The 25,997-nt window shown below is 69.1% G+C and carries 23 protein-coding genes; 15 read left to right on the top strand and 8 right to left on the bottom strand.

The window, feature by feature from the left end; all coding sequences use genetic code 11:
• Positions 1-49 precede the first annotated feature (49 nt).
• Complete coding sequence (locus ACIBTM_RS19685; RefSeq protein ID WP_395878498.1) at positions 50-847, bottom strand: SDR family NAD(P)-dependent oxidoreductase; 798 nt, start codon at positions 845-847, stop codon at positions 50-52.
• A 14-nt stretch (positions 848-861) separates the two neighbouring features.
• Positions 862-1,581 carry an SDR family NAD(P)-dependent oxidoreductase gene (locus tag ACIBTM_RS19680; protein ID WP_395878497.1) on the bottom strand — a complete coding sequence of 240 codons (720 nt, stop codon included), beginning with the start codon at positions 1,579-1,581 and terminating at the stop codon, positions 862-864.
• Between the two features lie 114 nt (positions 1,582-1,695).
• Here ACIBTM_RS19680 and ACIBTM_RS19675 point away from each other — a divergent pair, with 114 nt between their 5' ends.
• From ACIBTM_RS19675 to ACIBTM_RS19660, 4 genes are read left to right on the top strand one after another with little or no spacing between them, the layout of a single operon-like run.
• Positions 1,696-3,561, top strand: coding sequence for a primary-amine oxidase (locus ACIBTM_RS19675; protein ID WP_395878496.1), 1,866 nt, complete (start codon positions 1,696-1,698; stop codon positions 3,559-3,561).
• A 10-nt stretch (positions 3,562-3,571) separates the two neighbouring features.
• The gene (locus tag ACIBTM_RS19670; protein ID WP_395878495.1) at positions 3,572-4,363 is read left to right on the top strand and encodes a molybdenum cofactor biosynthesis F family protein; all 792 of its coding nucleotides are present in this window, start codon (positions 3,572-3,574) and stop codon (positions 4,361-4,363) included.
• 3 nt (positions 4,364-4,366) lie between these two features.
• On the top strand, positions 4,367-6,001 hold the full coding sequence (locus ACIBTM_RS19665) for an amidohydrolase (RefSeq protein WP_395878494.1): 1,635 nt from the start codon (positions 4,367-4,369) through the stop codon (positions 5,999-6,001).
• Positions 6,002-6,042: 41 nt separating this feature from the next.
• Complete coding sequence (locus ACIBTM_RS19660) at positions 6,043-6,630, top strand: TetR/AcrR family transcriptional regulator (RefSeq protein ID WP_016333932.1); 588 nt, start codon at positions 6,043-6,045, stop codon at positions 6,628-6,630.
• A 69-nt stretch (positions 6,631-6,699) separates the two neighbouring features.
• Here the strand turns inward: ACIBTM_RS19660 and ACIBTM_RS19655 are convergent, their stop codons facing one another.
• On the bottom strand, positions 6,700-7,635 hold the full coding sequence (locus ACIBTM_RS19655) for an alpha/beta hydrolase (RefSeq protein WP_395878493.1): 936 nt from the start codon (positions 7,633-7,635) through the stop codon (positions 6,700-6,702).
• Positions 7,632-8,618 (bottom strand): methyltransferase dimerization domain-containing protein, encoded by a 987-nt coding sequence (locus ACIBTM_RS19650; protein ID WP_395878492.1) that lies wholly within the window; start codon positions 8,616-8,618, stop codon positions 7,632-7,634. Before ACIBTM_RS19650 ends, ACIBTM_RS19655 begins: the two co-directional genes overlap by 4 nt.
• 233 nt (positions 8,619-8,851) lie before the next feature.
• Between ACIBTM_RS19650 and ACIBTM_RS19645 the strand changes: the two genes are divergently transcribed.
• From ACIBTM_RS19645 to ACIBTM_RS19625, 5 genes are all read left to right on the top strand, one after another.
• Positions 8,852-10,594, top strand: coding sequence for a dipeptide ABC transporter ATP-binding protein (locus tag ACIBTM_RS19645; protein ID WP_395878491.1), 1,743 nt, complete (start codon positions 8,852-8,854; stop codon positions 10,592-10,594).
• Entirely contained in the window at positions 10,591-12,171 is a 1,581-nt protein-coding gene (locus ACIBTM_RS19640; RefSeq protein WP_395878490.1) for an ABC transporter substrate-binding protein, read from the top strand. The genes ACIBTM_RS19645 and ACIBTM_RS19640 overlap by 4 nt, the downstream gene beginning before the upstream one ends.
• Positions 12,168-13,112, top strand: coding sequence for an ABC transporter permease (locus tag ACIBTM_RS19635; RefSeq protein ID WP_007029119.1), 945 nt, complete (start codon positions 12,168-12,170; stop codon positions 13,110-13,112). Before ACIBTM_RS19640 ends, ACIBTM_RS19635 begins: the two co-directional genes overlap by 4 nt.
• The gene (locus ACIBTM_RS19630) at positions 13,109-14,029 is read left to right on the top strand and encodes an ABC transporter permease (protein WP_395878489.1); all 921 of its coding nucleotides are present in this window, start codon (positions 13,109-13,111) and stop codon (positions 14,027-14,029) included. The genes ACIBTM_RS19635 and ACIBTM_RS19630 overlap by 4 nt, the downstream gene beginning before the upstream one ends.
• Positions 14,030-14,104: 75 nt before the next feature.
• Positions 14,105-14,758 (top strand): alpha/beta fold hydrolase, encoded by a 654-nt coding sequence (locus tag ACIBTM_RS19625; protein ID WP_395878900.1) that lies wholly within the window; start codon positions 14,105-14,107, stop codon positions 14,756-14,758.
• A gap of 188 nt (positions 14,759-14,946) precedes the next feature.
• Here the strand turns inward: ACIBTM_RS19625 and ACIBTM_RS19620 are convergent, their stop codons facing one another.
• Entirely contained in the window at positions 14,947-15,888 is a 942-nt protein-coding gene (locus ACIBTM_RS19620; RefSeq protein ID WP_395878488.1) for an aldo/keto reductase, read from the bottom strand.
• Positions 15,889-15,957: 69 nt separating this feature from the next.
• On the opposite strand from ACIBTM_RS19620, the gene ACIBTM_RS19615 reads away from it, so the two are divergent.
• Positions 15,958-16,674 (top strand): SDR family NAD(P)-dependent oxidoreductase, encoded by a 717-nt coding sequence (locus ACIBTM_RS19615; RefSeq protein WP_395878899.1) that lies wholly within the window; start codon positions 15,958-15,960, stop codon positions 16,672-16,674.
• Here ACIBTM_RS19615 and ACIBTM_RS19610 read toward each other — a convergent pair.
• Complete coding sequence (locus tag ACIBTM_RS19610) at positions 16,591-17,970, bottom strand: amidohydrolase (RefSeq protein WP_395878487.1); 1,380 nt, start codon at positions 17,968-17,970, stop codon at positions 16,591-16,593. The two genes, ACIBTM_RS19615 and ACIBTM_RS19610, sit on opposite strands and share 84 nt — an antisense overlap.
• A gap of 50 nt (positions 17,971-18,020) precedes the next feature.
• On the opposite strand from ACIBTM_RS19610, the gene ACIBTM_RS19605 reads away from it, so the two are divergent.
• From ACIBTM_RS19605 to ACIBTM_RS19595, 3 genes are read left to right on the top strand one after another with little or no spacing between them, the layout of a single operon-like run.
• Positions 18,021-19,124 carry a zinc-binding dehydrogenase gene (locus ACIBTM_RS19605; protein ID WP_395878486.1) on the top strand — a complete coding sequence of 368 codons (1,104 nt, stop codon included), beginning with the start codon at positions 18,021-18,023 and terminating at the stop codon, positions 19,122-19,124.
• Positions 19,125-19,133: 9 nt separating this feature from the next.
• Entirely contained in the window at positions 19,134-20,090 is a 957-nt protein-coding gene (locus tag ACIBTM_RS19600; RefSeq protein ID WP_395878485.1) for an aldo/keto reductase, read from the top strand.
• Entirely contained in the window at positions 20,087-21,010 is a 924-nt protein-coding gene (locus ACIBTM_RS19595) for an alpha/beta hydrolase (RefSeq protein WP_395878484.1), read from the top strand. Before ACIBTM_RS19600 ends, ACIBTM_RS19595 begins: the two co-directional genes overlap by 4 nt.
• On the opposite strand, the gene ACIBTM_RS19590 is transcribed toward ACIBTM_RS19595, so the two are convergent.
• Positions 20,994-22,439, bottom strand: a complete 1,446-nt coding sequence (locus ACIBTM_RS19590) for a GMC family oxidoreductase (RefSeq protein WP_395878483.1) — start codon at positions 22,437-22,439, stop codon at positions 20,994-20,996. The genes ACIBTM_RS19595 and ACIBTM_RS19590 overlap by 17 nt on opposite strands.
• Positions 22,440-22,577: 138 nt before the next feature.
• Between ACIBTM_RS19590 and ACIBTM_RS19585 the strand changes: the two genes are divergently transcribed.
• Both ACIBTM_RS19585 and ACIBTM_RS19580 read left to right on the top strand, forming a co-directional pair.
• Complete coding sequence (locus ACIBTM_RS19585) at positions 22,578-24,011, top strand: aldehyde dehydrogenase family protein (RefSeq protein WP_395878482.1); 1,434 nt, start codon at positions 22,578-22,580, stop codon at positions 24,009-24,011.
• On the top strand, positions 24,008-24,679 hold the full coding sequence (locus tag ACIBTM_RS19580) for a GntR family transcriptional regulator (RefSeq protein WP_395878481.1): 672 nt from the start codon (positions 24,008-24,010) through the stop codon (positions 24,677-24,679). Before ACIBTM_RS19585 ends, ACIBTM_RS19580 begins: the two co-directional genes overlap by 4 nt.
• A 409-nt stretch (positions 24,680-25,088) precedes the next feature.
• Here ACIBTM_RS19580 and ACIBTM_RS19575 read toward each other — a convergent pair whose 3' ends face one another.
• Positions 25,089-25,982, bottom strand: coding sequence for a helix-turn-helix domain-containing protein (locus ACIBTM_RS19575; RefSeq protein ID WP_395878480.1), 894 nt, complete (start codon positions 25,980-25,982; stop codon positions 25,089-25,091).
• Positions 25,983-25,997: the final 15 nt, after the last annotated feature.

The following is a 25,997-nucleotide window of genomic DNA, read 5'->3' as shown; positions in this document are numbered from 1 at the left end:
CCTCAAGGTAGTGAAGGAGGCCTTCACGGACTTCACGCGCAAAACCCCGCTAGGAGCCCATGCCCGCCCGTTCGAAGGCCAGCGTCGGCAGATCGACCGCGTGCGCGCCGCCGTCCGCCACGATCACCGCGCCGGTGATGTACGACGACTCCGAAGACCCCAGGAATCGCACGATCGACGCGATCTCCTCCGGTTCGGCGGGACGGCGCAGCGGGACCTCGGCGGTGACCCGCCGGTAGCCTTCGTCATGGCCGCCGTCGAAGCCCGCGGCCTCGGCGAACTGGTCCATCTCGCCGTCCGCCATCGGCGTGCGCACCCAGCCTGGGCAGACGGCGTTCGCGCGGACGCCCTTCGGCCCGTAGTCGCGGGCGATCGAACGCGTCAGCCCGATCAGCGCGTGCTTGGCGACGGTGTATCCGGCGACGTTCGGCCCGGCGAACAGGCCGGCCAGCGACGACACGACGACGACCTGGCCGCCGGTTTCGATCAGCGAAGGCAGCGTGGCCCGGCAGAACACGAAGGCGCTCGACAGGTTCGAGCGCAGCGCCAGTTCCCATTCCTCGTCGCCGGTGTCGACCACCGAAGACAGCCCGTGCCCACCGGCGTTGGCCACCACGACGTCCAGCCTGCCGAACTTGCCGACGATCTCTGCCACGGCGGTCTCGGCGGCTTCGCGATCGCTGGCGTCGCACGAGATGACGTGCGCGCCGGTTTCGGCGGCCACCTTCTCCAGCGGCTCGAGCCGCCGTCCGAGCACCACCACCTGAGCGCCCTCGTCGGCGTACCGGCGGGCGACCGCGGCACCGATTCCGGTACCGCCACCCGTGATCGCGACAACCTTCTTCACTTGCGGAGTCCTTTCTAAGCGGGAAAACCGGAGTGGGCCGAGACGCCGAAGTCGGCGAGCACGGCCTGGCCGTTGACCGCCCGCGAACGCGCGGACGCGAGGTGGAGCACCTGCCAGGCGACGTCTTCCGGAGCCTGCACCGGAAACGCGGGATCGTCGAGCACTTCGCCGAGATCGCCCCGCGCCATCGGGGTGTCGACCACCGACGGGCAGACGCAGTTCACCCGGACTCCGGGGAGATCGACCGCGAGCGCCCTGGTCATCGCGACCACGGCCCCTTTCGAAGCGCAGTACGGGACCATGCCGGGCGCGCTGGTGAACGCCGAGTCACTGGCCAGCAGCACCACCGCGCCGCCCGAGGCGGTGAGCCAGGGAGCGGCGTGTTTGACCAGCAGGAACTGGCCGGTGACATTGACCGCCATCAGGGCGGCGAAATCCGCCGCGGAGGTTTCGGTGACCGGCGTCCCCACCGGACCGGAGATCCCGGCACAGCCGACCACGACGTCGAGCCCGCCGAAGCGGCTCGCCACGGTGCCGATCGCGGCGGCCACCGACGGCTCGTCGGTCACGTCGGCCTGAACCGCCAGGAGACCGTCGGCCAGGGTGGGCACGGGAGCCCGGTCGAGGGCGCCGACCCGCGCGCCCTCGGCGAGGAACGCCTGGACGCAGGCAAGGCCGATACCGGATGCCGCGCCGGTCACCAGCACGGCCTTGCCCGCGAGATCCAGTCCCATGACGTCATCCTCCGGTCCGGACCTTTCACCGAGCTTGGCCGTCAGTGCATCCTTCTTGTCGGCAGCCGCATGACGGCCTTTTCAGCCGGGGACGGACCGGCAAGACTGCGAAGCATGACCAGGCCGCATCCACTCGATCCGCTGACCGCCGACGAACTCACCGCAGGCCGAGCGATCCTGACCGCCGAAGGCCTGCTCACCTCCACCACACGGTTCCCGGCCGTGCTGCCGGTGGAGCCGGAGAAGGGCGACGCCGCCCCCGACCGCCGGGTCCGGTACACGCTGCTGGACACCGCGACCGGCGAGGCCCGCGACGTGATCGTCTCGCTGGCGAAACGTGAAGTGGTCTCCACCGAGGACTGCGGCCCGGGCCAGCCCGCGTACCTGTTCGAGGAGTACGACCTCGCCGCCTCGATCACCAAGGCCTCGCCGGAATGGCAGGCCGCCATGGAGCGGCGCGGGCTCGCCGACCGGATCGAGCACGCCTTCTGCGCCCCACTGGCGCCCGGGTTCTTCGGCAGGCCGGACGAGACCGGCCGGGTCATCCGCTCGCTGACGTTCCTGCGCGACGACGCGTCCGACAGCCCGTGGGCGCATCCGGTCGAGGGCCTGATCGTCCACATCGACCTGACCGAGCAGCGGGTCATCCGGGTGGAGGACGAGGGCGACGTCCCCGTGCCGCCGGAGCACGGCCGCTACGGCGACGTCCCGGCCCGGACCACGCTCAAGCCGATCGAGATCACCCAGCCGGAGGGCCCGAGCTTCACCGTCGACGGCAGCGAGGTCACCTGGGAGGGCTGGAAACTCCGTGTCGGCTTCAACGCCCGCGAGGGCCTGACGCTGCATCAGATCAGCTTCCAGGACCGGTCGGTGCTGCACCGCGCGTCGGTACCGGAGATGGTGGTGCCCTACGGCGACACCGCGCCCGGCCGGTTCTGGATCAGCTACTTCGACGCGGGCGAGTACCTGCTCGGCAAGAACGCCAACGACCTGCGGCTGGGCTGCGACTGCCTCGGCGTCATCCACTACTTCCCCGCGTTCGTCGCCGACGACCACGGCCACCCGGTCGAGATCCCGCGCGCGATCTGCATGCACGAGGAGGACTACGGGATCCTCTGGAAGCACACGGATCTCGACGGCCGCGCCGAGGTCCGCCGGTCGCGGCGGCTGGTGATCTCGTCGATCTCCACCATCGGCAACTACGACTACGGCTTCTTCTGGTACCTCTACCTCGACGGCACCGTGGAACTGGAGGCGAAGGCCACCGGCATCGTGTTCGCGGGCGCCGCGCATCCCGGCACGGATCACCCGCACGCCAACGAGATCGCCCCCGGCCTGTTCGCGCCGGTGCACCAGCACCTGTTCTGCGCACGGCTCGACGTGGCGATCGACGGCGAACGCAATTCGCTCGTCGAGATCGACGTCGAACGCGTGCCGATGGGCGAGCAGAACCCGTACGGGAACGCGTTCACCTGGAAGGAGACCCCGCTGCGGACCGAACAGGAGGCGCAACGGTTCGCGGATCCGGCCAAGGCGCGTGTCTGGGAGATCCGCAGCGCGGAGCGGACCAACCGCCTCGGCTCCCCCACGGCGTACCAGCTCGTGCCGCGGCCGTCCGCGACCCTGATGGCGCAGCCGGAATCGACCGTCCACCAGCGGGCGACGTTCGCCACCCGTCATCTGTGGGCGACGCCGTACCGCGCGGACGAACGCTTCCCGGCAGGCGACCGCCCGAACGCGCATCCGGGCGGCGCGGGCCTGCCCGCCTGGACGGCCGCCGACCGCGACCTCACCGACACCGACCTCGTGCTGTGGCACGTGTTCGGCCCGACGCACATCCCGCGTCCGGAGGACTGGCCGGTCATGCCGGTCGACTACTCCGGTTTCTCCTTGCGCCCCTATGGGTTCTTCGACCGAAACCCGGCCCTCGATCTGCCCTCCGGCGCCGCTGACGATCACTGTTCCGCCCACGAGCACTAGGACTCTCCCGATGCCCGAACTGACCCTGTCCGACACGTCCACGTGGCTGCCGCTGGACGGACTCGCCCCCGGCTTCGACGCGAACAAGGCGCCCACGGTCGGCGACCTGCACGGCCGCTCGTTCGAACTCGCCTGCGAAGACGGCACCAGGTTCACCGCCGCCTTCTCCGGCACCCGGATCGAATGGGCCTACCACGGCACGGGCACCGATCGCTGCGAGACGTTCCTGGTCGACGACGACCTCTACTACGTCCAGTTCCACCCGCGGGCACGGCAGGGGGAGGCGTTCACCCTCCTGCTCGACCTGCGCCGCGGCCGGGCGCTGCTGGTACTGAGCAAGATCGGCGACACCTCGCCCCGCGTCACGCAGTCCTTCGTGGCCGCCACGATCGGCGGTATCGAGCCGACCGGGGACTCGCTCGCCCCGACCACGTCGCTGGTCGGGCGCCGGGTGTTGTGGGTGTACAGCACCGAGCACGCCTACGAGCACGTGTACCTCAGCCCGCACTGGTACACCTGGCAGTGCCTGGCCGGACCGGAGCGGGGGCTCGCGGACACCGACGAGAACTCGGTCTACGAGCTGCGGCCGGGTATCTACGTCTTCGCCTGGCGGGAGAAGGTGATCCCGTGCGCGTCGGTGACCGTCGCCGACCACCGGGACGCGAAGCGGCTGCGCTCGCACGGTGTCCTTTTCGGACTGGACGCCTCCGGTAGCACGCCCACCCACTTCACCTTCGGCGCGCACGGCAAGCTGCTCAGCACCACCGTGCACCCCGAGGCGTACGACCCGGCCGGGAGCTGAGCCTTGACCGCCGACCTCGTCCTCACCAACGCCACGGTGTACACAGTGGACGGTCATCGCCCCTGGGCGTCGTCACTGGCCGTCAAGGACGGCAAGGTGCTGTCGCTGGAGGACATCGAACGCGGGCCGACCACCGAGGTCGTCGACCTCGACGGCGCGTTCGTGATGCCCGGTCTGGTCGACGTGCACAACCATCACGCCCTCGCCGGGCGCGCTGCGCTGTTCGAACTGAATTTCGGCCTCGACGCGGGCCTGGACGACATCCTCGCCGCGGTCCGCGAGCGGGCCGCTGGGCTCGGGCCGGACGAGTGGGTGGTCGGCAGCGCCTGGGCGTCCACGCTGGTCGGCGCGCTCTCGCGGTCTTCCGCCCGGCACGCGCTCGACGAGGCCGCCGGCGGGCGTCCGGTCATGCTGTCGGACGACAGCAGGCACAACCGCTGGGTGAGCAGCCGGGCCTTGGAGCTCGCGGGTGTCTCCGCCGCGACGCCTGATCCTGCGGGCGGGGAGATCGTCCGCGATCCGGACACGGGCGAACCCGCCGGCGTCCTGCTCGAAGCGGCGGGCGTCGCCGTCGAGCGGGCGCTCAGCGAGACACGGACGCTCACCGCGGAGCAGCACGTCGCGGCGTCGCGGCACGGGATCGGCACCTTGCATTCGTACGGGGTCACCGCGTTCCAGGACGCCGGGGTCTCCGCGGACATCCTGCGGGCGCTGAAATCGCTCGACGACGCGGGCGAACTGCACGCGTGGGTCGTCTCGTCGCTGCTGATCAACGATCCGATCTTCGGCTTCGACCCGATCGGGGCACCGTTGCTGGAGGTCGCCGGGCAATTCCGGAGCGAGCACCACCGGCCGGACTTCGTGAAGATCTTCCTCGACGGGGTCCCGCCGACGCGGACCGCCGCCTTCCTGGAGCCGTATCTGCCGGACGCCGCGCACGGAGCCTGCCACCACGGCGCCACCACCATGCCGGGTGACGAACTCGTGGGCTGGCTGCGCACGGCGGCCGCGGCGGGGCTGTCGGCCAAGGTGCACTGCACCGGGGACGCGTCGGTGCGCGCGACCCTCGACGCCGTCGAGAAGGTGCGTGCCGAAGGCTTCGCCGACGCGCGATTCCAGGTCGCGCACGGCCAGTTCGTGCACCCCGACGATCTCCCGCGCTTCGCCGCGCTCGGTGTCGCCGCGGACATCTCACCGTTCCTGTGGGTCCCCGGTGTCATCCCGGCGGCCATCGCCGAGGTGCTGCCCGGCGAACGGGCGGGCCGGATGCAGCCGAACCGGTCGCTGCTGGACGAGGGCGCGCTGGTGGCGGGCGGTTCGGACTGGCCGGTCAGCGAGTCGCCGAACGCGTGGGAAGGGATCCACGGCCTCGTCACGCGCCAGGACCCGAGCGGCACGTTCCCCGGCGCGCTGTGGCCTGAGCAGGCGATCACCCTCGCCGAGGCGATCGAGGTCTTCACCCTGGCCGCCGCCCGCGCGATGGGGCTGGGCGACGTCACCGGCTCGCTGGCCCCCGGGAAGTCGGCGGATTTCGTCGTACTGGACCGCGATCCGTTCGCGACCGATCCGTCCGAGCTCGTCAAGACAAAGGTGACGCAAACGTGGTTCGCCGGGCACCGCGTGTATCGCCAGGCCTGATCTCCTACACTGGTAGAAGAACCAGTGCGGGAGGTCTGCCGATGCCGAAGATCATCGACCACGACGAGCGGCGCAGCCATATCGTCGACGTCACCTGGGATTTGATCACCCAGGGCGGGATCGAAGCCGCCACCATGCGCGAGATCGCGGCGGCCGCGGGCTTCGCCAACGGCGCGCTCAAGCTGTACTTCCCGAGCAAGGAAGACATCATCCAGGCCACCTACGAACGCGCGCTCGGCATGATGCGCGAGTACGTGGAGCTGGACGAGCTGCGCGGGCTGACCGCGCTCCGCGAGCTGTGCGTCTCGTCGATGCCCATCGACGAGGACCGCATCGCCGCGGGGCGCGTCCTGCTCACCTTCTGGCAGCTGTCGCTGACCAACCCGAAACTGCAGGACAAGTACCTGGAGCACATCCGCTCGTGGCGGGGCCTGCTGCACCGGTATCTCACCGAGGGCCGGGAGGACGGCGACATCGTCACCGAAACGCCCGACGAGCAGCTGGTCGACGAGGTCGTGCTGATCAACGCCGGGGCGAACGTGATGAGCCTGGTCGCCGGGGAGTTCTCGACGATCGCCCTGCAGCGGCAACACCTGGAGTCGTTCTTCGCGCGCCTGACCCGCCCCTGACACCACGTACTACCGCATTTAGTCCTCTGAATGCGGTAGTACGTAGTGCGAACAAGCGCGTTCAGAGGACTAGACGCGGCGGTCGAAGGTCCGCGTAAGGAAGCTCGCCACATGCCGGTGCGAGCGCGGCGAGGCGGGAAGATCCGTGTAGAGCCCATAGAACCCGTGGATCTGGCCTGAGTACCGCGTCATCTCGACCTGCGTCCCCGCGTCGGTCAGCCGCCGCGCGAACTCCTCCCCTTCGTCACGCAGGACGTCGTACTCGGCCGTGAGCACCAGCGCCGGCGGGAGCCCGGTCAGGTCGCCGGACCGCAGCGGCAGCAGGTACGGATCGTTCAGCTGCGCCGGATCCGACACGTACTGCTCGAAGAAGAACCGCATCGCCCCGGCGGTCATGCCGAAGCCCTCCGCGAAGTCCACATAGGACCGGAAGCCGTCGTCCGGGTGACCGTAGACCGGGCAGATCAGCACCTGCGCGGCCAACGACGGACCGCCCCGGTCACGGGACATCATCGAGACCACCGTCGACAGGTTGCCGCCCGCGCTTTCGCCGCCGACAGCGATCCGCGCCCCGTCCACCGAGGGACCGGCGCCGCCCGCGGCGAGCCATTCGACGACGGCGTAGCAGTCGTCCGGGGCCGCCGGGTACGGATGTTCGGGCGCGAGCCGGTAGTCGACCGCCACGACGGCGACCCCGGCCGCGTTGCACACCGCCCGCGACGCGACCTCGTTCTCGTCGATCGAGCCGATCGTCCAGCCGCCGCCGTGGATCCAGACGAACGCGGGCACCGGCGCCGTGGCCTCGGGTAGATAGATCCGCACCCGCACACCGGACGGCAGGACGTGGTCGGCCACCGAAGCGACCTCTTCGACCGAATCGGGACGTCGCCACGAGGCGGCGAAGGCGGCACGCAACTCGGGTGCCGTCAAAGGCCCGGTTGGCACTTCCGCCGGAGCACTGCGGGCGAGCAGTTCCTTGACCGCGGGATCGAGGGTCACGGTCACACCGCTTCCGCGACGAGCACACGCGGGCTGCCCGGCAGCGCGAGCCGGTCGGTGACCCGCCAGCCCGCCGCGCTCAGCCACTCCCGGACCTCCTCCTCCGGATAGACGACCGTCCCGTCGATCACCAGGTACTCCCCCGCGTGCAACGCGTCGATCGGCCGCTGGACGGCGTCGTCGTCGAGGAAGAAGTCGAGCAACAGCAACGTCGCCCCCGGCGCGGCGGCGGCACGGGCGTTGCGCAGGATCTCCGCGTTCTGCTTCGCGTCGAAACGGTGCACGACGTGGTTGACCATCACCAGGTCGAACTCGCCCTCGGGGCGCGCGGTGGGCGTCTCCGCGCCGATGACGGTCGCGCGGCCGGCGAGCCCCGCTTCGGCCGCCGCGGTGGCGACCGACTCGGTGAAACCCGGGTCGAAGACGAACGTGGTGTGCAGTCCGTCGTTGGTCTTCATGGCTTCGACCGCGAACGCGCTCGACAGGCCGCCGAGGTCCAGCGCCTTTCGATGAGGGCCGAAATCGTACGCGCCGGCCAGCATCTTGGCGTGCAGGGCGTTATACGTCATGACGCCTGCCATGAACGTGCCCCAGCGCGCGTCGTCCATCTCCAGCTTGCCCGGCTCGCCGCTGTCGGCCGTGTGGCCGAACTGCAGCCAATGCGGGTAGCTGATCGAGTCCAGGAACGTGAGGAACGGCGCCAGATCGAGGTCTCCGCCGCCGAGGTACGCCGCGGCGTCGGCGGCCAGTGCGTAGCGTCCGTCCACACGGGACAGCAGGCCGAGTGATGACATGGCGTCACCGAGGATGCGGGTGATCTTCTCCGGTTTGCCGGTCTTCTCCGCCAGTTCCGCGGCCGTCAGCGGCCCGCCGTCGAGCGCGGTGAACAGGCCGATCCGGCTCGCCGCGAAGAGTTGCTTGGCCGCCATGTACCCCACGGCGATGTCCACGATCCGCTCGGGACCGGCAGTCTTGGTCGACCCGCTCACGGGTGCCCTCCTAGCTCGTTTCCGCCGAGAGTCTACAGACGTAGACAAAAGAATCCAGTGCAAGTTTTCGCCCACCACCAGGAAAAACCCGCCGGATATCAACTTCCTACATTCGTAGAATATACCCATTGACAGCACACTCCCCCAGTGTCAACATGCGTAGAACTACCCCCGCCGGAGGTCCGTTCCCCGGCAGTGCGGTCCGCTACGGGCGGGCTCGGGAAAGGGGATTCATGACCCTGCTCGAATTACGAGAACTCACCGTCGGTGTCATCGCCGACGAAACCGAACGCGAACTGGTCCGCGAACTTTCGTTCGACCTCGACCAAGGCCGGACACTCTGCGTGGTCGGCGAATCCGGCAGCGGTAAAACGGTGACGGCCTTGTCGATCATCCGGTTACTGGAGTTCGTCGCGCCGGTGTTCACCCGCGGCGAGATCAGTGTCGACGGCGTGGATCTCACACGGCTTTCCGCCGACGAGATGCGCGCGTACCGCGGCCCGCGGATCGGCATGATCTTCCAGGAGGCGCTGGATTCGCTCAACCCCGGTCAACGGGTCGGCAAGCAGCTGATCGAGGCTTACCGCAAGCCCGGTTCCCTGCCGCGTCAAGCCGCGCGCAAGGGAACGCCGTTGCACCGCGAGGCCGAGGCGAAGGCCCGCGGCCTGCTGAAGGAGGTCGGGCTCACCGACACCGACCGCGTGCTTTCCCTGTATCCGCACCAGATGTCGGGCGGGATGCAGCAGCGCGTGATGATCGCACTGGCCCTGATGGCCGACCCGAGCCTGCTGATCGCCGACGAGCCGACCACGGCACTGGACGTGACCACACAGGCGGAGATCCTCACCCTGTTCGACCGCGTGCGCCGCGACCACGGCACCGCGTGCGTCTTCATCACGCACGACATGGGCGTGGCCGCGCAGGTGGCGGACCGGATCGCGGTGATGTACCGGGGCGAGCTTGTCGAGCTCGGGTCCACAGAGGACATTCTGCACTCGCCGAAGCATCCCTATACCCGGGCGTTGCTCGACTGTGTCCCGCAGCTCGGGGTGAGCAGGCGCGACGGCTTCCCCACCATCTCCGAAGCACTGCTCGAAGCCGCGATGAACGGCGAATCGGCGGTCGCGACCGAAACCAGGTCCTTGAGCCGCCCGAAGTCCCGGGAGACGAGCGAGGGCACCGCGCTCGTCATCGACTCGGTGTCCAAAGTGTACGGACGGCGCGGCCGGTTCTCGCTGAGCCGCGAGCCCGAGGTGCACGCGGTCAAGAACGTCTCACTGGAGATCGCACCGGGCGAATTCTTCGGCCTGGTCGGGGAATCCGGTTCGGGCAAGACCACGCTCGGCCGTCTGGTGAGCGCGCTGGAAACCCCGACCGAGGGCACCATCGCCTTCGGTGCGCACCGGTGCACGCCGTCCGGTCTCGAAGGCGACGAGCGCGCGTTCCGCCGCCGCGCACAGCTCATCTTCCAAGACCCGCAAAGCTCGCTCGATCCCCGGCATACCGCCGCCAGGATCATCGCCGAGCCGCTGCGGGAACTCACCGGCCTCCGCGGCACTGAGCTCGACCGCCGCGTCACCGAACTGATCGACGAGGTCGGGCTTCCCTCCGACACCGCGAAGAAACTGCCGTCGCAGCTCTCCGGCGGGCAACGGCAGCGCGTCTCGATCGCCCGCGCGATCGCGGCCGAACCCGACCTCATCGTCGCCGACGAGCCCACTTCCGCGCTCGACGTCTCGGTGCAGGGCCAGGTGATGAACCTGTTGCTGGACCTGCGGCGCACCCGCGCGCTCAGCTTCCTGTTCATCACGCACAACCTCAGCCTGGTGCTGTCGGTCGCCGACCGGGTCGGCGTGATGTACCGGGGCGAACTGATCGAGATCGGCGAACCGGACGAGATCCGGCTCCACGCCCGGCACGACTACACCCGCCGTCTCCTCGCGGCGAATCCCGAAATCGGAGTGCGGAACCCATGAGACGAACCCTGACCTCGGCCGCCCTCGGCCTGGCGACCGTCCTGCTGCTCGGCTCGTGCATGGGAGGGCAGGCAGGCGGTGGCGCCGCCGACGGCCCGCCGAAGCCCGGCGGCAACCTCAACGTGGCGGTGCCCACCGACCCGCAGTCCCTCGACATGGTCGCGAATCCCGGCCAGGTGACCGCGCATATCGGCAACATGATGTACGAGAAGCTGTTCGAGGTGGACCGCGGTTTCACCGCCCGGCCCATGCTGGTCGAGGACTACACCACCAGCCCGGACCGGCTCACCTACACCTTCAAGCTGCGCCAGGGTGTCACCTTCCACGACGGCAACCCGCTGACGTCCGAGGACGTCGTGGCGAGCCTGAAGCGGTGGCAGCAGGTGCACCGCACCGGTCAGCTGGTCACGCCGGACATCGAGGCGATCACGCCGGCCGATCCGGCGACGGTGACCATCAAGCTCAAGAAGCCGCGTTACCCGCTGATCAACGAACTCGCCGGTGCGGGCACGGAGATCTACGAGGCGAAGAACCTCACCGGCGTCGCGCCGACCGGTTTCGGCCAGGAGAAGGCGATCGGGACCGGCCCGTACAAGCTGAAGAGCTGGGACATCGGCCGTGAACTGGTCCTGGAGCGGTACACCGGCTACAAGTCACGGTCCGAAGAGGACTGGGGCGGGCAAGCGGGCGCCAAGCACGCGTACCTGGACACCGTGACCTACAAGGTGGTCTCCGACCAGGACGCGCTGATCAACGGCCTGCAGACCGGGCAGTGGGACCACATCATGCCCACGAACGACCAGTACGAGCCCCTGCGCAACAACCCGGCCGTGGTCGTGCACAACCTGCCGGGCGGCAACGACAACGTGGTGATCCCGAACTTCAACACCGGTTCGAAGTTCGCCGACCCCCGTGCCCGCGAGGCGCTGAACCTGCTGCTGGACAAGCCCGCGATCAACGCGGCCACCGGTGGCAGCAAGGACCTCACTCTCGAGACGGGCGCCTTCGCCTCGCCGGACAACAAGCAGTTCTATTCCACCGCGGGCGAAGAGGTCTACAAGGCACACGACCCGGAAAAGGCCAAGCAACTGCTGGCCGCGGTGGGCATCACCGCCGGCGCGACGATCCGCATCGTCACCACGAACTCGTACCCGGAGTTCGGCAAATGGGCCGTGCTGATCCAGGACAGCCTGTCGAAGATCGGCATCAACACCAAGATCGACACCTTCGACTTCGCCACCATGCTCGGCACGCTGACCAAGGAGCCGGGCGGCTGGGACATCACCACGCTGTTCTTCGACTCGGCGCTGACCTCGCCCGCGCAGATGCCCGCGCTCACCCTGGGCACGCTGAACGGTTCGACCTCGCCCGAACTGGACGGGCTTATGGCGGAGTTCAACGCCTCGACCACCCCTGAGCAGGCGAAGGCGGTGGTGGACAAGCTGCAGGCGTTCACCTGGAAGCAGCTTTCGGTGATCACCCTGAGCCAGTCCAAGCTGTACGCGGCCTACTCCCCCAAGCTCAAGGGCTACGGCGACTTCTACCGTGTCTTCTGGAACACCTGGCTGGCGTCATGACCGGTCTGCTGCTGCGCAGGCTGCGCGATCTGGTGATCATCCTGGTGATCGTCGGGACGATGATGTTCTTCGTCATCCGGCTGATCCCCGGCGACCCGGCGCAGGCCATCCTCGGCCCCACCGCACGGCCGTCCGATGTGGACGCCCTGCGGGAGAGCATGGGGCTGAACGGACCCTTGTGGGAGCAATACCTCACCTGGGCCGGGAACGTGCTGCACGGCGACTTCGGCACGTCGATCACCTACCACGCGCCGGTGCTCGGCGTGGTCGCCGACCACATCCTGCCGACGCTGACCCTGGCCGTGCTGTCGACGGTGATCAGCTTCTTCCTCTCGGTCGCGATCACCTCGTGGCAGGCGGTGTCGCCGCGCAACCCGGTGGCGCGGGCGCTGGACCGGCTTTCCGCGCTCGGCATGGCGATGCCGGACTTCTGGATCTCGCTGATGCTGGTGCTCGTCTTCTCGGTGACGCTGCGCTGGTTCCCTTCCAGCGGCTACGAGAACCTGTTCACCGATCCGGCGACGGCGGTGCCCGCGCTGGTGCTGCCGCTGACCGTGCTGGTGATCGGGCAGACCGCGTTGTTCGTGCTCACCCTGCGGGAAAGCCTGCTCGGCGAGCTGCCGCTGGCGTATCTGCGTACCGCGCGGGTCAAGGGGCTGTCCGAGCGGCAGGTCATGACCAAACATGTCCTGCCGAACGCGCTGATGCCGCTGATCACCCAGCTGGGCAGCAACTTCGCCATGCTGGTCGGCGGGATCGTGATCATCGAGTCCATCTTCGTCGTGCCGGGGCTCGGCCATCTGCTGATGGGCGCGGTGTCCACCCGCGACTTCCCGCTGATTCAGGGTGTGACGCTGTTCGTCGCGGTGCTGTTCGTACTCGTCAACCTGCTGGTGGACCTGTCGTACGCGCTGCTCGATCCGAAGGTGCGTGTCTCGTGAGCGTGGCTCTCGTGGAAAAGACGTCGCCGGTGCGTGAAAAGCCGTCGTCCGGCCGCGCGGCCCGGGTGTTCCGGCGCAACCGGATGCTGGTGATCACCACGGCGGTGCTGGCGGTGATCGTCCTGGCCGTGATCGTACTGCCGTTCTTCCTGCCGAGCGTCAGCGCGACCGACCCGGTGAACCGGCTCCTGCCGCCGTCGGCCGCGCATCCGCTCGGCACGGACTCGTTCGGCCGTGACGTGCTCGCCCGCCTGGTCTCCGGCGGGCGGGCGTCGCTCGGGCTGTCCGCCTTGATCACCCTGTGCGCGGCCTTCACCGGCCTGGTGATCGGGCTGATCAGCGGTTTCTTCCGGGCGGCCGACGCGGTGCTGATGCGGGTGATGGACGCCTGGATGTCGTTCCCGGCGATCATCCTCGCGATGGCGCTGGCGATCTCGCTCGGCGCGAGCATCTGGACCGAACTGATCGCGCTGACGGTGATCTTCACGCCGTTCACCGCCCGCGTCATCCGCAGCCGCGTGCTCGGCATCGCCGGCCGCGCCTACATCGGCGCCGCCCGGGTCTCGGGCATGAGCCGGTGGAAGATCCTCGTCGTGCACGTGTTCCCGAACGTGCTGCCGCTCGCGCTGGTGCAGGTGGTGATCCTCTCCGCGGCGGCGATGCTGGTGGACGGGGCGATGAGCTTCCTCGGCCTCGGTATCGCTCCCCCGACCCCGACGTGGGGCAACATGATCGCCGAAGGCCGGTCGTACCTGGTGCAGGCGCCCTGGCTGGTGATCGTCCCCGGCGTGACGATCATGGTGTGCGTCTTCCTGCTGAACCTCATCGGATCGTCGCTGCGGATCGCCGTCGACGCCCGCGCGCGGACGCTGAGCGAGATGCAGCGCCTGCGCACCCGCCGCTCCTCCGGCAGCTGAGAAAGGATCCCGTTGTCCGCCACTACTTCCTTGGCCGTGCGCCGGTTCGCTCCCGAAACCGTCTCGGGACCGCCTGTGCTCTTGGTGCACGGATTCGCCTCCGACGGGCACACCGACTGGATCACCACCGGATGGCCCGCCGCGCTCACGGCCGCGGGCCGGGAGGTGTTGATACCGGACCTTCCCGCGCACGGCTCCAGCCCGGCGCCCTCGGGTTCGCTGGGTGCCGTCGCGATCACCGCGGAACTGTCGCGTCTCGTCGCCGATCTGTCCGAAGTGGACGTCGTCGGGTACTCGCTGGGCGCGCGGCTGTCCTGGGAGCTGCCCGCCCAGGCTCCGGTGCGGCGGCTCGTCCTCGCGGGGGTGAGCCCGTTCGAACCGTTCGGTGCCGTCGACGTGGCCGCCGCGCTGGCCTTCGCCGGTGGCGGCAAGGCTCCGTCGGATCCACTGACCGGGATGATCGCGCAGATGATCACCGCGCCGGGCCGGAATCCCGCCGCGCTCGCGCGGTGCATCGAGGACCTGCGCGCCGAGCCTTTCGCTCCGGTTTCCGGCGCGGTGTTGGTGCCCACCCGGTTCGTGGCGGGGGTGGACGATCCGGTGAGCCAGGGGATCGAGACGTTGGTGGGGCTGGTGCCGGGCGCCGATCTCGTGCGGGTGCCCGGGGATCACGGTGGGGCTTTGCGGAGCGCGGAGTTCAAGGCGGCCGTGCTGGAGTTTCTCGGCTGAGGTCTTTCGGCTCTCCGCGCGTGTCATGAAAGGGTCGTTCAGGACATCTTTTGTCCTGAACGACCCTTTCATGACATCCGGGGCACGGCGCGGACCGCAACGCCTCCCGAGACAAGACCGACGCCATGAACGGTCCTTTCCTTGCAAATTTCGCAAGGAAAGGACCGTTCCTAGCGTTCCCGGCGCGGTCAGAAGGTCCCATCGGCGGCGACGGAGCGATCCAGCCACAGGTCCTCCAGAGCCGCCCTCACCTCCGCGCCACGAGAAGCGGCCAGCGCGACAGCGCCCAGGTTGTCCTCCAGCTGGGCCATCCGGCTCACCCCGAACAACACGTTCGCCACCGGCTCGTACGCGAGACAGAACGCGAGTGCCAGCTGCGACGGGCTCACCCCGAAGTCTCCGGCCACGGCGGCGACGCGCGACGCGGCGTCCCGGATGGAGTCCCGGATACCGCCCGGATCGGCGCCGATCTTCCGTGCCGGGGTCTTGCCGAGCAACACGCCGCCCTCGAACACGTCCGACGCCTGCAAGGTCAAGCGGCCGGCCTCGAAATGCCTGCCGTAGAAGGAACCCTCGGCCATCGAGCGACGCGCGATGCTGTACTTCAGCTGAGCGAAACGGGGAGCAGGAAGGCCTTCACGCGCAGCGAATTCCAGTGCGAGATCGAGATCCGGGGCGTGCCAGTTGTTCACGCCCCAGACGTCGAAACGGCCGAGCCGGATCTGTTCGGCCACCTCGGTGACGATGCGCGGGATGTCCGGCCGTTCGAAGTAGTCGCCGACCACGACGGCTTCCGCGCGGTCGACACCGATGCGGTCGAACGAGGTGTCGAGCTGCTCGGCGAAACCGGTGTTCGGGTAGTCCCAGAGCCAGAGTTTGCCGCACAGCTGGTACTCGTCACGCTTGACGCCGGAGGCGCGGACGGCCTCGCCGAACAAGAGATCCGTGCGCGACTGTTCGGAATGCGGCCCCATGTCGTAGTGGGCCACATCGAACAGCGTGACCCCGGAATCGACGGCATGCCGGATCAGGCGTACCGCGTCGCCGAAGTCCATGCGGTCCCACGTGTTCCAGGATCCCAGGCTCAGCGCCGAAGTGGCGAAGCCCAGCCCATTCCGCTTCTCGTCCACGAGTTTTCCTTTCGCCGGCAACGGAAACAAGTTTTAGTCTACGATCGTAGAATGAACAAGAGACTCGTAGTGGTGACCGGCGGTGCCAGTGGCATCGGCCGCGGAGTCGCCGAAGCCTTCCAGTCCGCGGGCGACCGTGTGGTCATCGCCGACGTCGACACCCGGGCGGCCCACGACCTCGCCGCCGAACTCGGTGCGGAGCACGTGGAACTCGACATCTCCGACCCCGGATCGGTCGACGCGGCGCTGGCGCTCGTCACCGATCGCTTCGGCCCGGTCGAGGTCCTGGTCAACAACGCCGGTCTCGCCGGCGGTGGCGGCCCCTTGGTGGGGCTGGACATCGGCGTCTTCGACCTGTGCATGCGGGTGAACTTCCGCGGCACCTTCCTGATGACCCGCGCCGTCGGCGCGCAGATGGTCGAGGCGGGCACCCGTGGCGCCATCGTCAACATCACCTCCATCGGCGCCCGGCAGCCGACCCCCGGGCTCGGTCACTACGAGGCCACCAAGGCCGCCGTCGAGGCGCTCACCCGCTCGGCCGCGCTCGAACTGGCGCCACACGGCATCCGGGTCAACGCCGTCGCACCCGGCCCGGTGCTCACGCCGATGACCGCCGGATTCGCCGCCGACACCGCCGCCCGCGCGGCGTGGGAAGCGAGGATTCCCTTGGGAACCATCGCTTCCGTCGCCGACGTGGTGCCGTCAGTCCTGTTCCTCGCCTCCGCCGACGCCGGCCATCTCACCGGGGTGAGCCTCCAGGTCGACGGCGGGCAACTGCTCACCTGAGTACACGACGCGGCCGCCGGACACGGTGAGTTCGACACCGACGTCCGGCAGGTCCGCGAACGCGATATCGAGCGGATTCGCCGCCAGCACGCAGAAGTCCGCGACACGGCCCACGGTCAGCGATCCTTTCCAGTCCGCCGCGCCGTCCTGCTCGGCGGCCGCGACCGTGTAGCAGCGCAGCAACCGGGCCATCAACCCGGCGTCCACTTCGGACACGGCCAGCATCCGGGCGGCCGCGGCGATGTGCACCCGCCAATCGGGCGTCACCACCGGCGCGTCGCTGCTCAGGGTCAGCGGGACGCCCGACGACAGCATTTCCGCCAGCGGCCAGGCCCGCGCGCCGACTTCGGCGCCGAGCGCGTCCGTCAGCATTCCCCGCATCGCCACCGCGATGGCGGGCTGCGTGGTCAGCCCGACCCCCGCCGAGGCCATCCGCGCCAGCTGATCCGGCGTCACCAGATCGCCGTGCACCAGGTGATCCCCGCGGCGAAGCGACCCGAGCGCGGCTTCGATGCTGCGATCCCCCGTGGCGTGCACGGCGACCGTCATCCCGACCCCATGGGCGAGCCGGATCATCGCGGCCAGGTTGCCCGCACGACCCGGATCGTCGTCACCGTCGACGAGCAGCGCGCCGTGCGAACCGTCAGCATAGCAATGATGCGTCCACGCGGAGCGCATCGGCGGGATACCGTCGGCGAAGATCTTGACCCCGGGCACGGTGAGCCACAACGGATTCGCGGCCGGCGGCGGGGTCGCCAGCCCGCGCCGGAAGTCCGCCAGCGAGCTGGCGCCGTCGAGCAGACCGAACAACCGCAGTGCGGTCACCCTCGCGCGCAACAGGCCTTCGGCGGCCAGCGCCGCGTATTCCTCCAGCACTTCGGCGCCGAAACAGCCCGTCTCGCCGGGCCCCAGACCGGGTTCCGTGTAGCTCGTGATGCCCAGCGACGCGCACAGCTCACCCGCGCGCAGGATGGCGGCCCGTCGTTCGGCCGTGGTCCGCACCGTTTTCTCCTCTCCCCCGGTGAATCCGGCGCCACCGATGAGCGTGTCCGGCCACCGTGCGCCGAGCCAGGTCGCGTGCAGGTGCGAATCGTTGATACCGGGCAGGACGGTTCTCCCCGCGAGGTCGATCACCTCGGTCTCCGGGCCGATGTGGTCCAGCGCGACGTCGCCGAGGGCGACGATCCGGTCTCCTCGTACGGCCATCGCCTGTACGACCGTGCCCGCCGGGTCGAAGGTGAGCACAGGGCCGCCGCGAACCACGAGCGAAGCGGGGCGAATACGTTGCGACGGCATGGTTTCCTCCAGTATCTGGACTTTTTCTCCTACGACTGTAGACTAAAAAGATGGTCAACAGAACCGAAGCGGCGGTGCTCACCGAACACGGCTCCGCGCTCGCCTTGCGGGAACTACCGCTACCCGAGGAGCCGGAACCTGGTGCCGCGCTGGTCCGGATCACCTGCACCACGTTGTGCGGCACCGACGTGCACCTCTGGTCCGGCCAGATGACCTTCCCCGGCATGCTCCCGATGGTGCTGGGCCACGAAATGGTCGGCGAGGTGGTGGCCGTCGGACCGGGCACCACCGACACTCTCGGTCGCGAGATCGCCGAGGGCGACCGCATCGGCTGGTCCGAGTCGACCTGCGGAAAGTGTTACGGGTGCACGATCCTGCGCGAACCGGTCGCCTGCGAGAAGCGGGGATATGGATTCCTGCAGCGCTCTGACGTCTTCCCGTACGCCACCGGCGGACTCGTGCGGTACTGCTACGTGACTCCCGGCGCGGCCAAACTCCTGCTTCCCGGCGACGTCAAGGACACTTGGGCCTCGATGTCGGGCTGTGCGGGCAAAACCGTGCTGCGCGCCGTCTCCCGTGCGGGCGGGATCCGTCCCGGCGCGACGGTCGTGGTGCAGGGCGCGGGCGCGCTGGGCGTGTTCGCCACCGCGGTCGCGCGGATCTCCGGCGCGGGCGACGTGATCACCATCGGCGGGCCCGGCGACCGGCTGAAAACCGCCGAGCGGTTCGGGGCGACGGCGACGATCCCGGTCGACGGCACCGTCGAAGACCGCATCGACCGGGTCAAGGAACTCACCGGCGGCCGGGGCGCCGATCACGTCTTCGACTTCGCCGGCGGGCCGACCATCGGCGAAGAGGCCATCGCCTTCGCGGCCCAGCGCGGAACGATCGCGATCGTCGGCTCCACCGGCCCCGCGCCCTCCCCCGTGGCGCTGGGCACGGTGATGGGCAAGGAACTCACGGTCGTCGGGTCGCTCAACGGCGACATCGCCGACTACCACCGCTCGGTGGACTTCTTCCGCAGCTTCCCCGATCGGCTGCCGTGGGACGAACTGTTCAGCGAACCGGTCGGTCTTTCCCAAGCTTCCCAACGCGTCGAGTCGATGTCGCGGCTCGGCGAACTCAAAGCCGTCATCGATCCCCGCCTCCCCTAGGAGACCCGAATGACCATCCCCCAGCGTCGCATCGGCCGCGACGGCCCGCTCACCGGCGTGCTCTCGCTCGGCTCCTGGCACACCTACGACCGGATGGACTTCCGCGAGGCGGTGAGCCTCGTCCGCACGGCGGTCGATTCCGGCATCACCCTCTTCGACGTCGGCGTCTACGGATTCCCCGGCGCCACACCGGTCTTCACCGACGTGCTGTTCTCCGCGATGGTCCGAGCCGCAGGCCTGCGCCGGGACGACTACCTGCTTTCGGCCAAGCTCTGGCTGGAGGGATATCCCGAGCACAACCTCCGCGACCAGCTGGACAACGCGCTGTTCCGCGCGGGAGTCGAGCACGCGGATCTCGTGGTACTGGGCGATCTCCGGCGCGACGACACCGACCTGCACCGGCTCGTGCTGGATCTGAACGAGCTTCGCGAAGCCGGGCTCATCCGGCATTGGGGCGTGAACAACTGGTCCGCCACCACGATCCGGGCTCTGCACGATTTCGCCGCGGCCGAGAACGTACCCGGACCGGCCATCGCTCAGCTGAAGTACAGTGTCGCGCGACGGTCCATTCCGGACGGTGAGCCGTTCGGGAAGATTTTCGGCGAACTCGGGGTCACACTCCAGTCTTCGGACATCTTCGAGGGCGGGATCTTGCTGGGCAAGAACAGCGGCGCGCGCCAGGTGGGCCGCGACCCCGGTGACATCCGCGAGCGCATCGCCGCTTCCGCCCCGGCGCTGGCGAAGATCGCGGCCGAGCTGGACGCGACACCGGCGCAGCTGTGTCTCGCCTTCACCCTCACCCACCCGGCCAACACGACCACCCTCTTCGGCGCGACGAGCACCGAGCAGCTCAAGGACAACCTCGGCGCCGTCGACCTCGTCGAGCGCGTGGGTGCGGAGCGGCTCCGCGAACTGGTCGAGCCGTACTGGGCCGACCGCGGCGTCGTCGATCCGGAGGGACCGTGACGGCCTTCGATCCCGAGCTCGCCGGAGCCCTCGAAGGTCTGCCGTCCGGACCGCCGTTGAGCGCCGACTCCCTGGCGGGTATCCGCCTGGCGATGGCCGAGGGGAACCTGACCTGCGCCGAGGCGATCGGCGACCGGGATCTCGTCTGGGAAGACCACCAGGTACCCGGCACCGACGTGGTCGTCACCGTCGTCAAACCGCGAGGCGCCCGAAACGCACCGGGGTTCTACAACATCCACGGCGGCGGCATGGTGCTGGACGACCGGTTCGCCGACCTGCCCCGGATGGTCGCGCTGGTCGAGGAATTCGGCTTCGTCGCGGTGACCGTGGACTACCGGCTCGCGCCCGAACATCCGCATCCGGCGCCGATCGAGGACTGCTACGCGGGCCTGACCTGGATGGTCGAGCACGCGGCCGAACTCGGCTTCGATCCCGGCCGGCTGATCGTCGGCGGCGGCAGTGCGGGAGGCGGACTCAGCGCGGGGATCGCCCTGCTGGCCAGGGATCGCGGCGGACCTGCGCTGGCAGGCCAGTTCCTGCTGTGCCCGATGATCGACAGCCGCAACGACTCGGCGTCCACGGTGGAATTCGCGGAACGCGGGGTGTGGGGACGGGAGGCCAACGAGTTCGGCTGGCGATCGCTCCTCAAGGGACAGACGTCGCCGTATGCGGTCCCCGCGACCGCCGCCGATCTCACCGGGCTCCCGCCCGCCTTCATCGAGGTCGGCGCGGCCGAGATCTTCCGTGACGAGGATGTCGATTACGCGCGGCGCCTCTGGCAGGCCGGTGTGTCCACCGAACTGCACGTCTGGGCGGGCGCGTACCACGGTTTCGACCGGATCGCCCCGGACAGCGAGGTGACCCGGGCCGCGCTCGCCGCCCGGGCATCCTGGCTGCGCCGCACTATCGGCCGAGCATGAACCGGGCGGCCTGCTCGCCGACCAGCACCGCCGGCGCGTTGGTGTTGCCCGTGGTCACCCGCGGCAGCACCGACGCGTCGGCGATCCGGAGCCCGCTCAGCCCGTGCACGGCGAGTTCCGGGTCGACCACGGATTCCGCGTCGGTGCCCATCCGGCAGGTCCCGACCTGGTGGTGGTAGGTGATCGCGGTCCGGCGGACGTACTCGCGGACGTCGGCCGCCGGCCCTGGATACAGCTCGCGGGCGCCCCACTCCCCGGCCAGCGCGGGCGCGCGGCCGATCTCCCGGCACTGTTCCACCGACGCGACCAGGCTCTCGAAGTCGGCCGGATCCTCCAGCGCCGCGAGATCGATCAGCGGCTCGTCGAGCGGGCTCGGCCCGGAAAGCCGGAGACTGCCCCGGCTGCGCGGCGTGACCATGCCCGCCATCAGCGAGAACCCGGTTTCCGGACCCGTCATCCACGACTCGTACATGGGCACGCTGAAGTGGATCGGCTGGGTGTCGGGTACCGCCAGGCCGGGACGGCTGCGCCAGAAGAGATGGGTCTGCGTCACCGACCGCCCCGGCGCGGGCGGATCGACCTGGCGTCGGTCGGTGGCGAAGATGACCGGCGAAAGCAAGTGGTCGTGCAGGTTCTTCCCGACACCCGGCAGCTCGGCGACGACGTCGATACCGTGCACCTCCAGTTCGTCGACCGGGCCGACCCCGCTGCGCAGCAGGATCGCCGGTGACGCCAGCGCGCCGGCGGCGAGCACGACCTCGTCGGCGAAGACCTTGCGCAGTTCGCCGTCGACCTCGGCCAGCACGCCGGTCACCCTGTCGCCCTCGAAGACCAACCGGTGGACGAGCGCTCCCGTGTGGACGGTCATCCGCTCGGCGGCGGGCCGACCGTAGGCGAGCCAGGTGTTGAGGCGTTCGCCGTCGCGGGTGGTGACCCGCTGCACGGACACGCCGTCGAGCTCGTCGCCGTTGTAGTCCGGGTTGAACGGAAGCCCGATCTGCATCGCGGCGTCCACAATGGACTGCTGGATCGGATGCAGCGGCTCGTTCGGCACCACGTCGAGCAGATCCTTCTCGATCCGTTCGAACACCGGGCGCACGTCTTCCCAGCGCCAGCCGGGCAGGTCCCAGCCGTCGTAATCGGCCGGGGCGCCACGCACCCAGATCATCGCGTTGAGCGAATGGGACCCACCGAGTACCTTGCCGCGTGGCAGATGCAGCCGCCGGTTCGCCGCGTGCGGCTGCGGCACGGTGTAGTAGTCCCAATCCTCCGGGCCGTGCCACAGCTCTCCTGCCCGCGAAGGGTCGTGAATCGCCGGATTGGTGTCCGGCCCGCCCGCTTCGAGCAGCGTGACCCACGCTCCGGAGTCGGCCAGTCTCCTGGCGACCACCGAACCGGCCGAACCCGCTCCCACCACGATGACGTCCATGTCTCCCACCCTCGCAAGGCACGACGACGTCCGGCGGATTCGCTTCGCTGGCCGACAATCGGCGTGCCCTGGCGGGCAAGACCGGAGGGCGCACAGCGCCCGATACTCGATCACACACCGGTCGAGGAGGAGCTAGCCATGGCCACACGCCTGTTCATCGACGGACAGTGGACCGCCGCGGGAGGCGGGTCACTGCCGACGTACGATCCGGCCACCGGCCAGGTGATCGAGGAGGTCGGCACCGCGTCGGCCGCCGACGTCGACGCCGCCGTCGGTGCCGCCCGGAAGGCACTGAACGACCCCGCCTGGGCGGGACTGCTGCCGGTCCAGCGGGCCGCACTGCTGTTCAAGCTGGCGTCGCTGGTCGACGAGCACCACGAAGAGCTGGCCGCCCTCGAAACCCGCGACCAGGGCCAGCCGATCGGGATCTCCCGCCAGGTCAGCGTCACCGGCGCGGCCGAGCACCTGCGGTACTTCGCGGGCTGGGTCACCAAGATCCAGGGCACCACCAACCCGGTGTCCTTCCCGGACACGCTGCACTACACCCGCCGCGAGCCGGTCGGCGTGAACGCGCTGATCACGCCGTGGAACTTCCCGCTGATGATCCTCGTGTGGAAGCTCGCGCCCGCACTGGCCACCGGCAACACCGTGGTGATCAAGCCCAGCGAGGTCACCCCGCTGACCAGCATCCGGCTGGTCGAACTCGTGCACGAGGCCGGGTTCCCGCCGGGCGTGGTCAACCTGGTCACCGGCGATGGCGCGGTGGGCGCGCTCCTGAGCAGGCACGACGACGTCGACCACCTGTCCTACACCGGGTCGACCGCGGTCGGGAAGCTGATCACGGCGGCCAGCGCGGAGTCGAACCTCAAGCGGCTCACCCTCGAACTCGGCGGCAAGGCGCCGAGCATCATCTCCGGCGACGCCGACATCGACGCCGCCGTCGCCGGCAACCTCGCCGGTGCGACGCTGAACAGCGGACAGGTCTGTGCGGCGTACACCCGCTTCTTCGTGGACCGCAAGCGCGAACAGGAGTTCGTCGCGAAACTGGCCGCCGGGCTCGAAGGCCTCAAACTCGGCCCGGGGCTGGACGAGGCAACCCAGCTCGGACCCCTCGTATCCGCCAAGCACCGCGAGCACGTGGACTTCCTCGTCTCCACCGGGAGCGAGCAGGGCGCGGAGCTGGTCACCGGAGGCAAGCCCGTCGACCGGGACGGCTACTTCTACACCCCGACGCTGTTCGCCGGTGTGGCCGACGACATGACGATCATGCGCGAGGAGATCTTCGGGCCGGTGCTCGCCGTCACCGCCTACGACGATCCGGACGAGTTGCTGGCGCGGGCGAACGACACCGAATACGGGCTCGCCGCCACCGTGTGGACCCGCGATCTCGGCGTCGCGCAGCGGTTCGCCAACGGCATCCGCGCGGGCGCGGTGTTCGTCAACATGCCGCCGATCCCCGACATGGCCGCGCCGTGGGGCGGGTACAAGGCATCGGGCTGGGGCCGCGAGATGGGGCCGTGGGCGATCGACGCGTACACCGAGATCAAATCAGTCTGGCTGCACTACTCGTGACCGCGGGCGACGCGGTGAACTCGACCGCGAAGAGCAAGTCGCAGATCGCCTACCACTGGATCAAGGCGAGAATCGACGACGGCACCTTCTCCCCCGGCTACCGCCTCGTGTTCGGGCAGATCGCGCAGGAACTCGGGGTCAGCACCGTGCCCGTGCGCGAGGCGGTGCGGCGGCTGGAGGCGGAGGGGCTGGTGACCTACGAGCACAACATCGGCGCGCAGGTCGCGATGGCCGACGAGAGCGATTACCAGCACACCATGCAGACGCTCGCGCTGGTCGAGGGTTACGCCGCCGCGCTGGCGGCGCCGTCCTTGCCCGGCGAGGCACTCGACCGGGCGAAGGGACTCAACGCGGAACTGACCGCCTGCCTCGACAACTTCGAGCCGTCGCGGTTCACCGCGCTGAACCGCGACTTCCACCGCGTCCTGTTCGGCACCTGCCCCAATCCGCAGGTCCTCGATCTGGTCAACCGCGGCTGGAACCGGCTGGCCGGGCTGCGCACCTCGACGTTCAGCTTCGTCCCCGGCCGCGCGCACGAATCCGTGCAGGAACACCAGAAGATCCTCGACCTGTTCGACCGGAACGCGCCGGCCGGCGAGATCGAACTGGCCGTGCGCGAGCACCGGTTGACCACTTTGGAGACCTTCCTGGCCTGGCGGCGCCCCTAGAGCCTGTTGGCGGACGGTCTCCTCAACGGTTGTGGCGTGTCGCGAAAGCCACTTTCGCGACACCTGACGTCCCGAAAGTGGCTTTCGCGACACGCCAGATGCTGTTTGGTTTATTCGGGCGGGATGAGACTGGCTCCTTCTCGACTGTCTATCGGGGACACTTTTGGGGTGATTGCGCCCGATTCGGGCGTTTCGCGAGGGGGGTCGTGAGTGATAACGAGCGTCAGAGCCAACGGCTTCTTAGGTACCTACTGGATTTAGGTGCGGCTTGATCGCGGACCAGGTCCGTGAAGGCCTCCTTCCCTACCCTGAAGGTAGCGAAGGAGGCCTTCACGGACACGACGATCGCCACACTCGGCCCAGGCACACCAACAGCATCACGCCAGGTCTTGAATCCGCCAACAGGCTCTTACGCCGAAACCACCTCCGGCGGCGGGAAGGCGTAGAAGCGCACGGAAAGCTCCTTCTCACCCTCCGCCGGACGCCGTCGGCGATGGCAGTACCGCGCGATCAGCTCGCGGTATTCCGCGTCCAGTTCCCGGAATTCCTCTTCGGTCAGCCTCGTCGAGGTCCGCTGCGCGGTCGCCCACGGACCGAACTCGTCGCGATGCTTCGCGGCCCAGGACAGCAAGGCGACCTCGTTCGCGTACTTGGCTTCGAGGAACGCCGTGACCCGTTCCCGGTCCGCGCCGTCGTAGTCCTCCGGCTTCGGCTCGCGCAGGTCCTGCGGGATCGAGATCCAGTTCCCTTTTCGGTCACGGCGCACGAAACCGTTGTCCTGCAGGGTTTTCAGGCATTCGGCGACTTCGGCGGGCGCCAGCCCGGTCCGGCGCGCGACGTCCTCCTCGGCGGCGGGAAGCTCGCGCGTCACCAGGTGATACCGCGGGTCCTCGCGCATCGCGATGTCGTGCAGGTTCACCGTTCGCCGGGGCATCGCCTGACTCAACAACCGCCGCGCGGCGAAGGCCAGTACCACGGCGACCGGGATCTCGACGAAGACCGCCAGCGCGACACTGGTCCATCGCTCGGGCGACGTCCAGCCGAGCATCACGTCGAACCACGCGTCGCAGCACAACATCGCGGCCGTCGCCGACAGCAGCGGCACGGCCGCCCGACGGCGGCGCATCCCCAGCCACGCCCCCGCCGCGAAACACAGCAGAAGGGCGATGTCGAATCCGACCCAGGCCGCGCGCCACTGGCCGGTGTCGTACCGGTCGGGCAGGGTGTGCGCGAGGTAGACGGTCCAGGGCACGAGCAGGACCGCCGCACCGGCGAGTACCGTCAGGAGTATCCGTCGGATCATGATCACGACCTTAGA

Source organism: Amycolatopsis sp. NPDC049868, assembly GCF_044461365.1.
GTDB lineage: Bacteria > Actinomycetota > Actinomycetes > Mycobacteriales > Pseudonocardiaceae > Amycolatopsis.
The sequence above is the reverse complement of the archived record's forward strand: the minus strand, read 5'-3'. Positions and strand labels throughout refer to the sequence as shown.

What these genes read in the sequence shown, in the direction of transcription:
- ACIBTM_RS19680 (WP_395878497.1), bottom strand. Translation starts at nt 1,581, where the DNA reads ATGGGACTGGATCTCGCGGGCAAGGCCGTGCTGGTGACCGGCGCGGCA.
- ACIBTM_RS19675 (WP_395878496.1), top strand. Translation starts at nt 1,696, where the DNA reads ATGACCAGGCCGCATCCACTCGATCCGCTGACCGCCGACGAACTCACC.
- ACIBTM_RS19670 (WP_395878495.1), top strand. Translation starts at nt 3,572, where the DNA reads ATGCCCGAACTGACCCTGTCCGACACGTCCACGTGGCTGCCGCTGGAC.
- ACIBTM_RS19660 (WP_016333932.1), top strand. Translation starts at nt 6,043, where the DNA reads ATGCCGAAGATCATCGACCACGACGAGCGGCGCAGCCATATCGTCGAC.
- ACIBTM_RS19645 (WP_395878491.1), top strand. Translation starts at nt 8,852, where the DNA reads ATGACCCTGCTCGAATTACGAGAACTCACCGTCGGTGTCATCGCCGAC.
- ACIBTM_RS19640 (WP_395878490.1), top strand. Translation starts at nt 10,591, where the DNA reads ATGAGACGAACCCTGACCTCGGCCGCCCTCGGCCTGGCGACCGTCCTG.
- ACIBTM_RS19635 (WP_007029119.1), top strand. Translation starts at nt 12,168, where the DNA reads ATGACCGGTCTGCTGCTGCGCAGGCTGCGCGATCTGGTGATCATCCTG.
- ACIBTM_RS19610 (WP_395878487.1), bottom strand. Translation starts at nt 17,970, where the DNA reads ATGCCGTCGCAACGTATTCGCCCCGCTTCGCTCGTGGTTCGCGGCGGC.
- ACIBTM_RS19605 (WP_395878486.1), top strand. Translation starts at nt 18,021, where the DNA reads ATGGTCAACAGAACCGAAGCGGCGGTGCTCACCGAACACGGCTCCGCG.
- ACIBTM_RS19600 (WP_395878485.1), top strand. Translation starts at nt 19,134, where the DNA reads ATGACCATCCCCCAGCGTCGCATCGGCCGCGACGGCCCGCTCACCGGC.
- ACIBTM_RS19590 (WP_395878483.1), bottom strand. Translation starts at nt 22,439, where the DNA reads ATGGACGTCATCGTGGTGGGAGCGGGTTCGGCCGGTTCGGTGGTCGCC.
- ACIBTM_RS19585 (WP_395878482.1), top strand. Translation starts at nt 22,578, where the DNA reads ATGGCCACACGCCTGTTCATCGACGGACAGTGGACCGCCGCGGGAGGC.
- ACIBTM_RS19575 (WP_395878480.1), bottom strand. Translation starts at nt 25,982, where the DNA reads ATGATCCGACGGATACTCCTGACGGTACTCGCCGGTGCGGCGGTCCTG.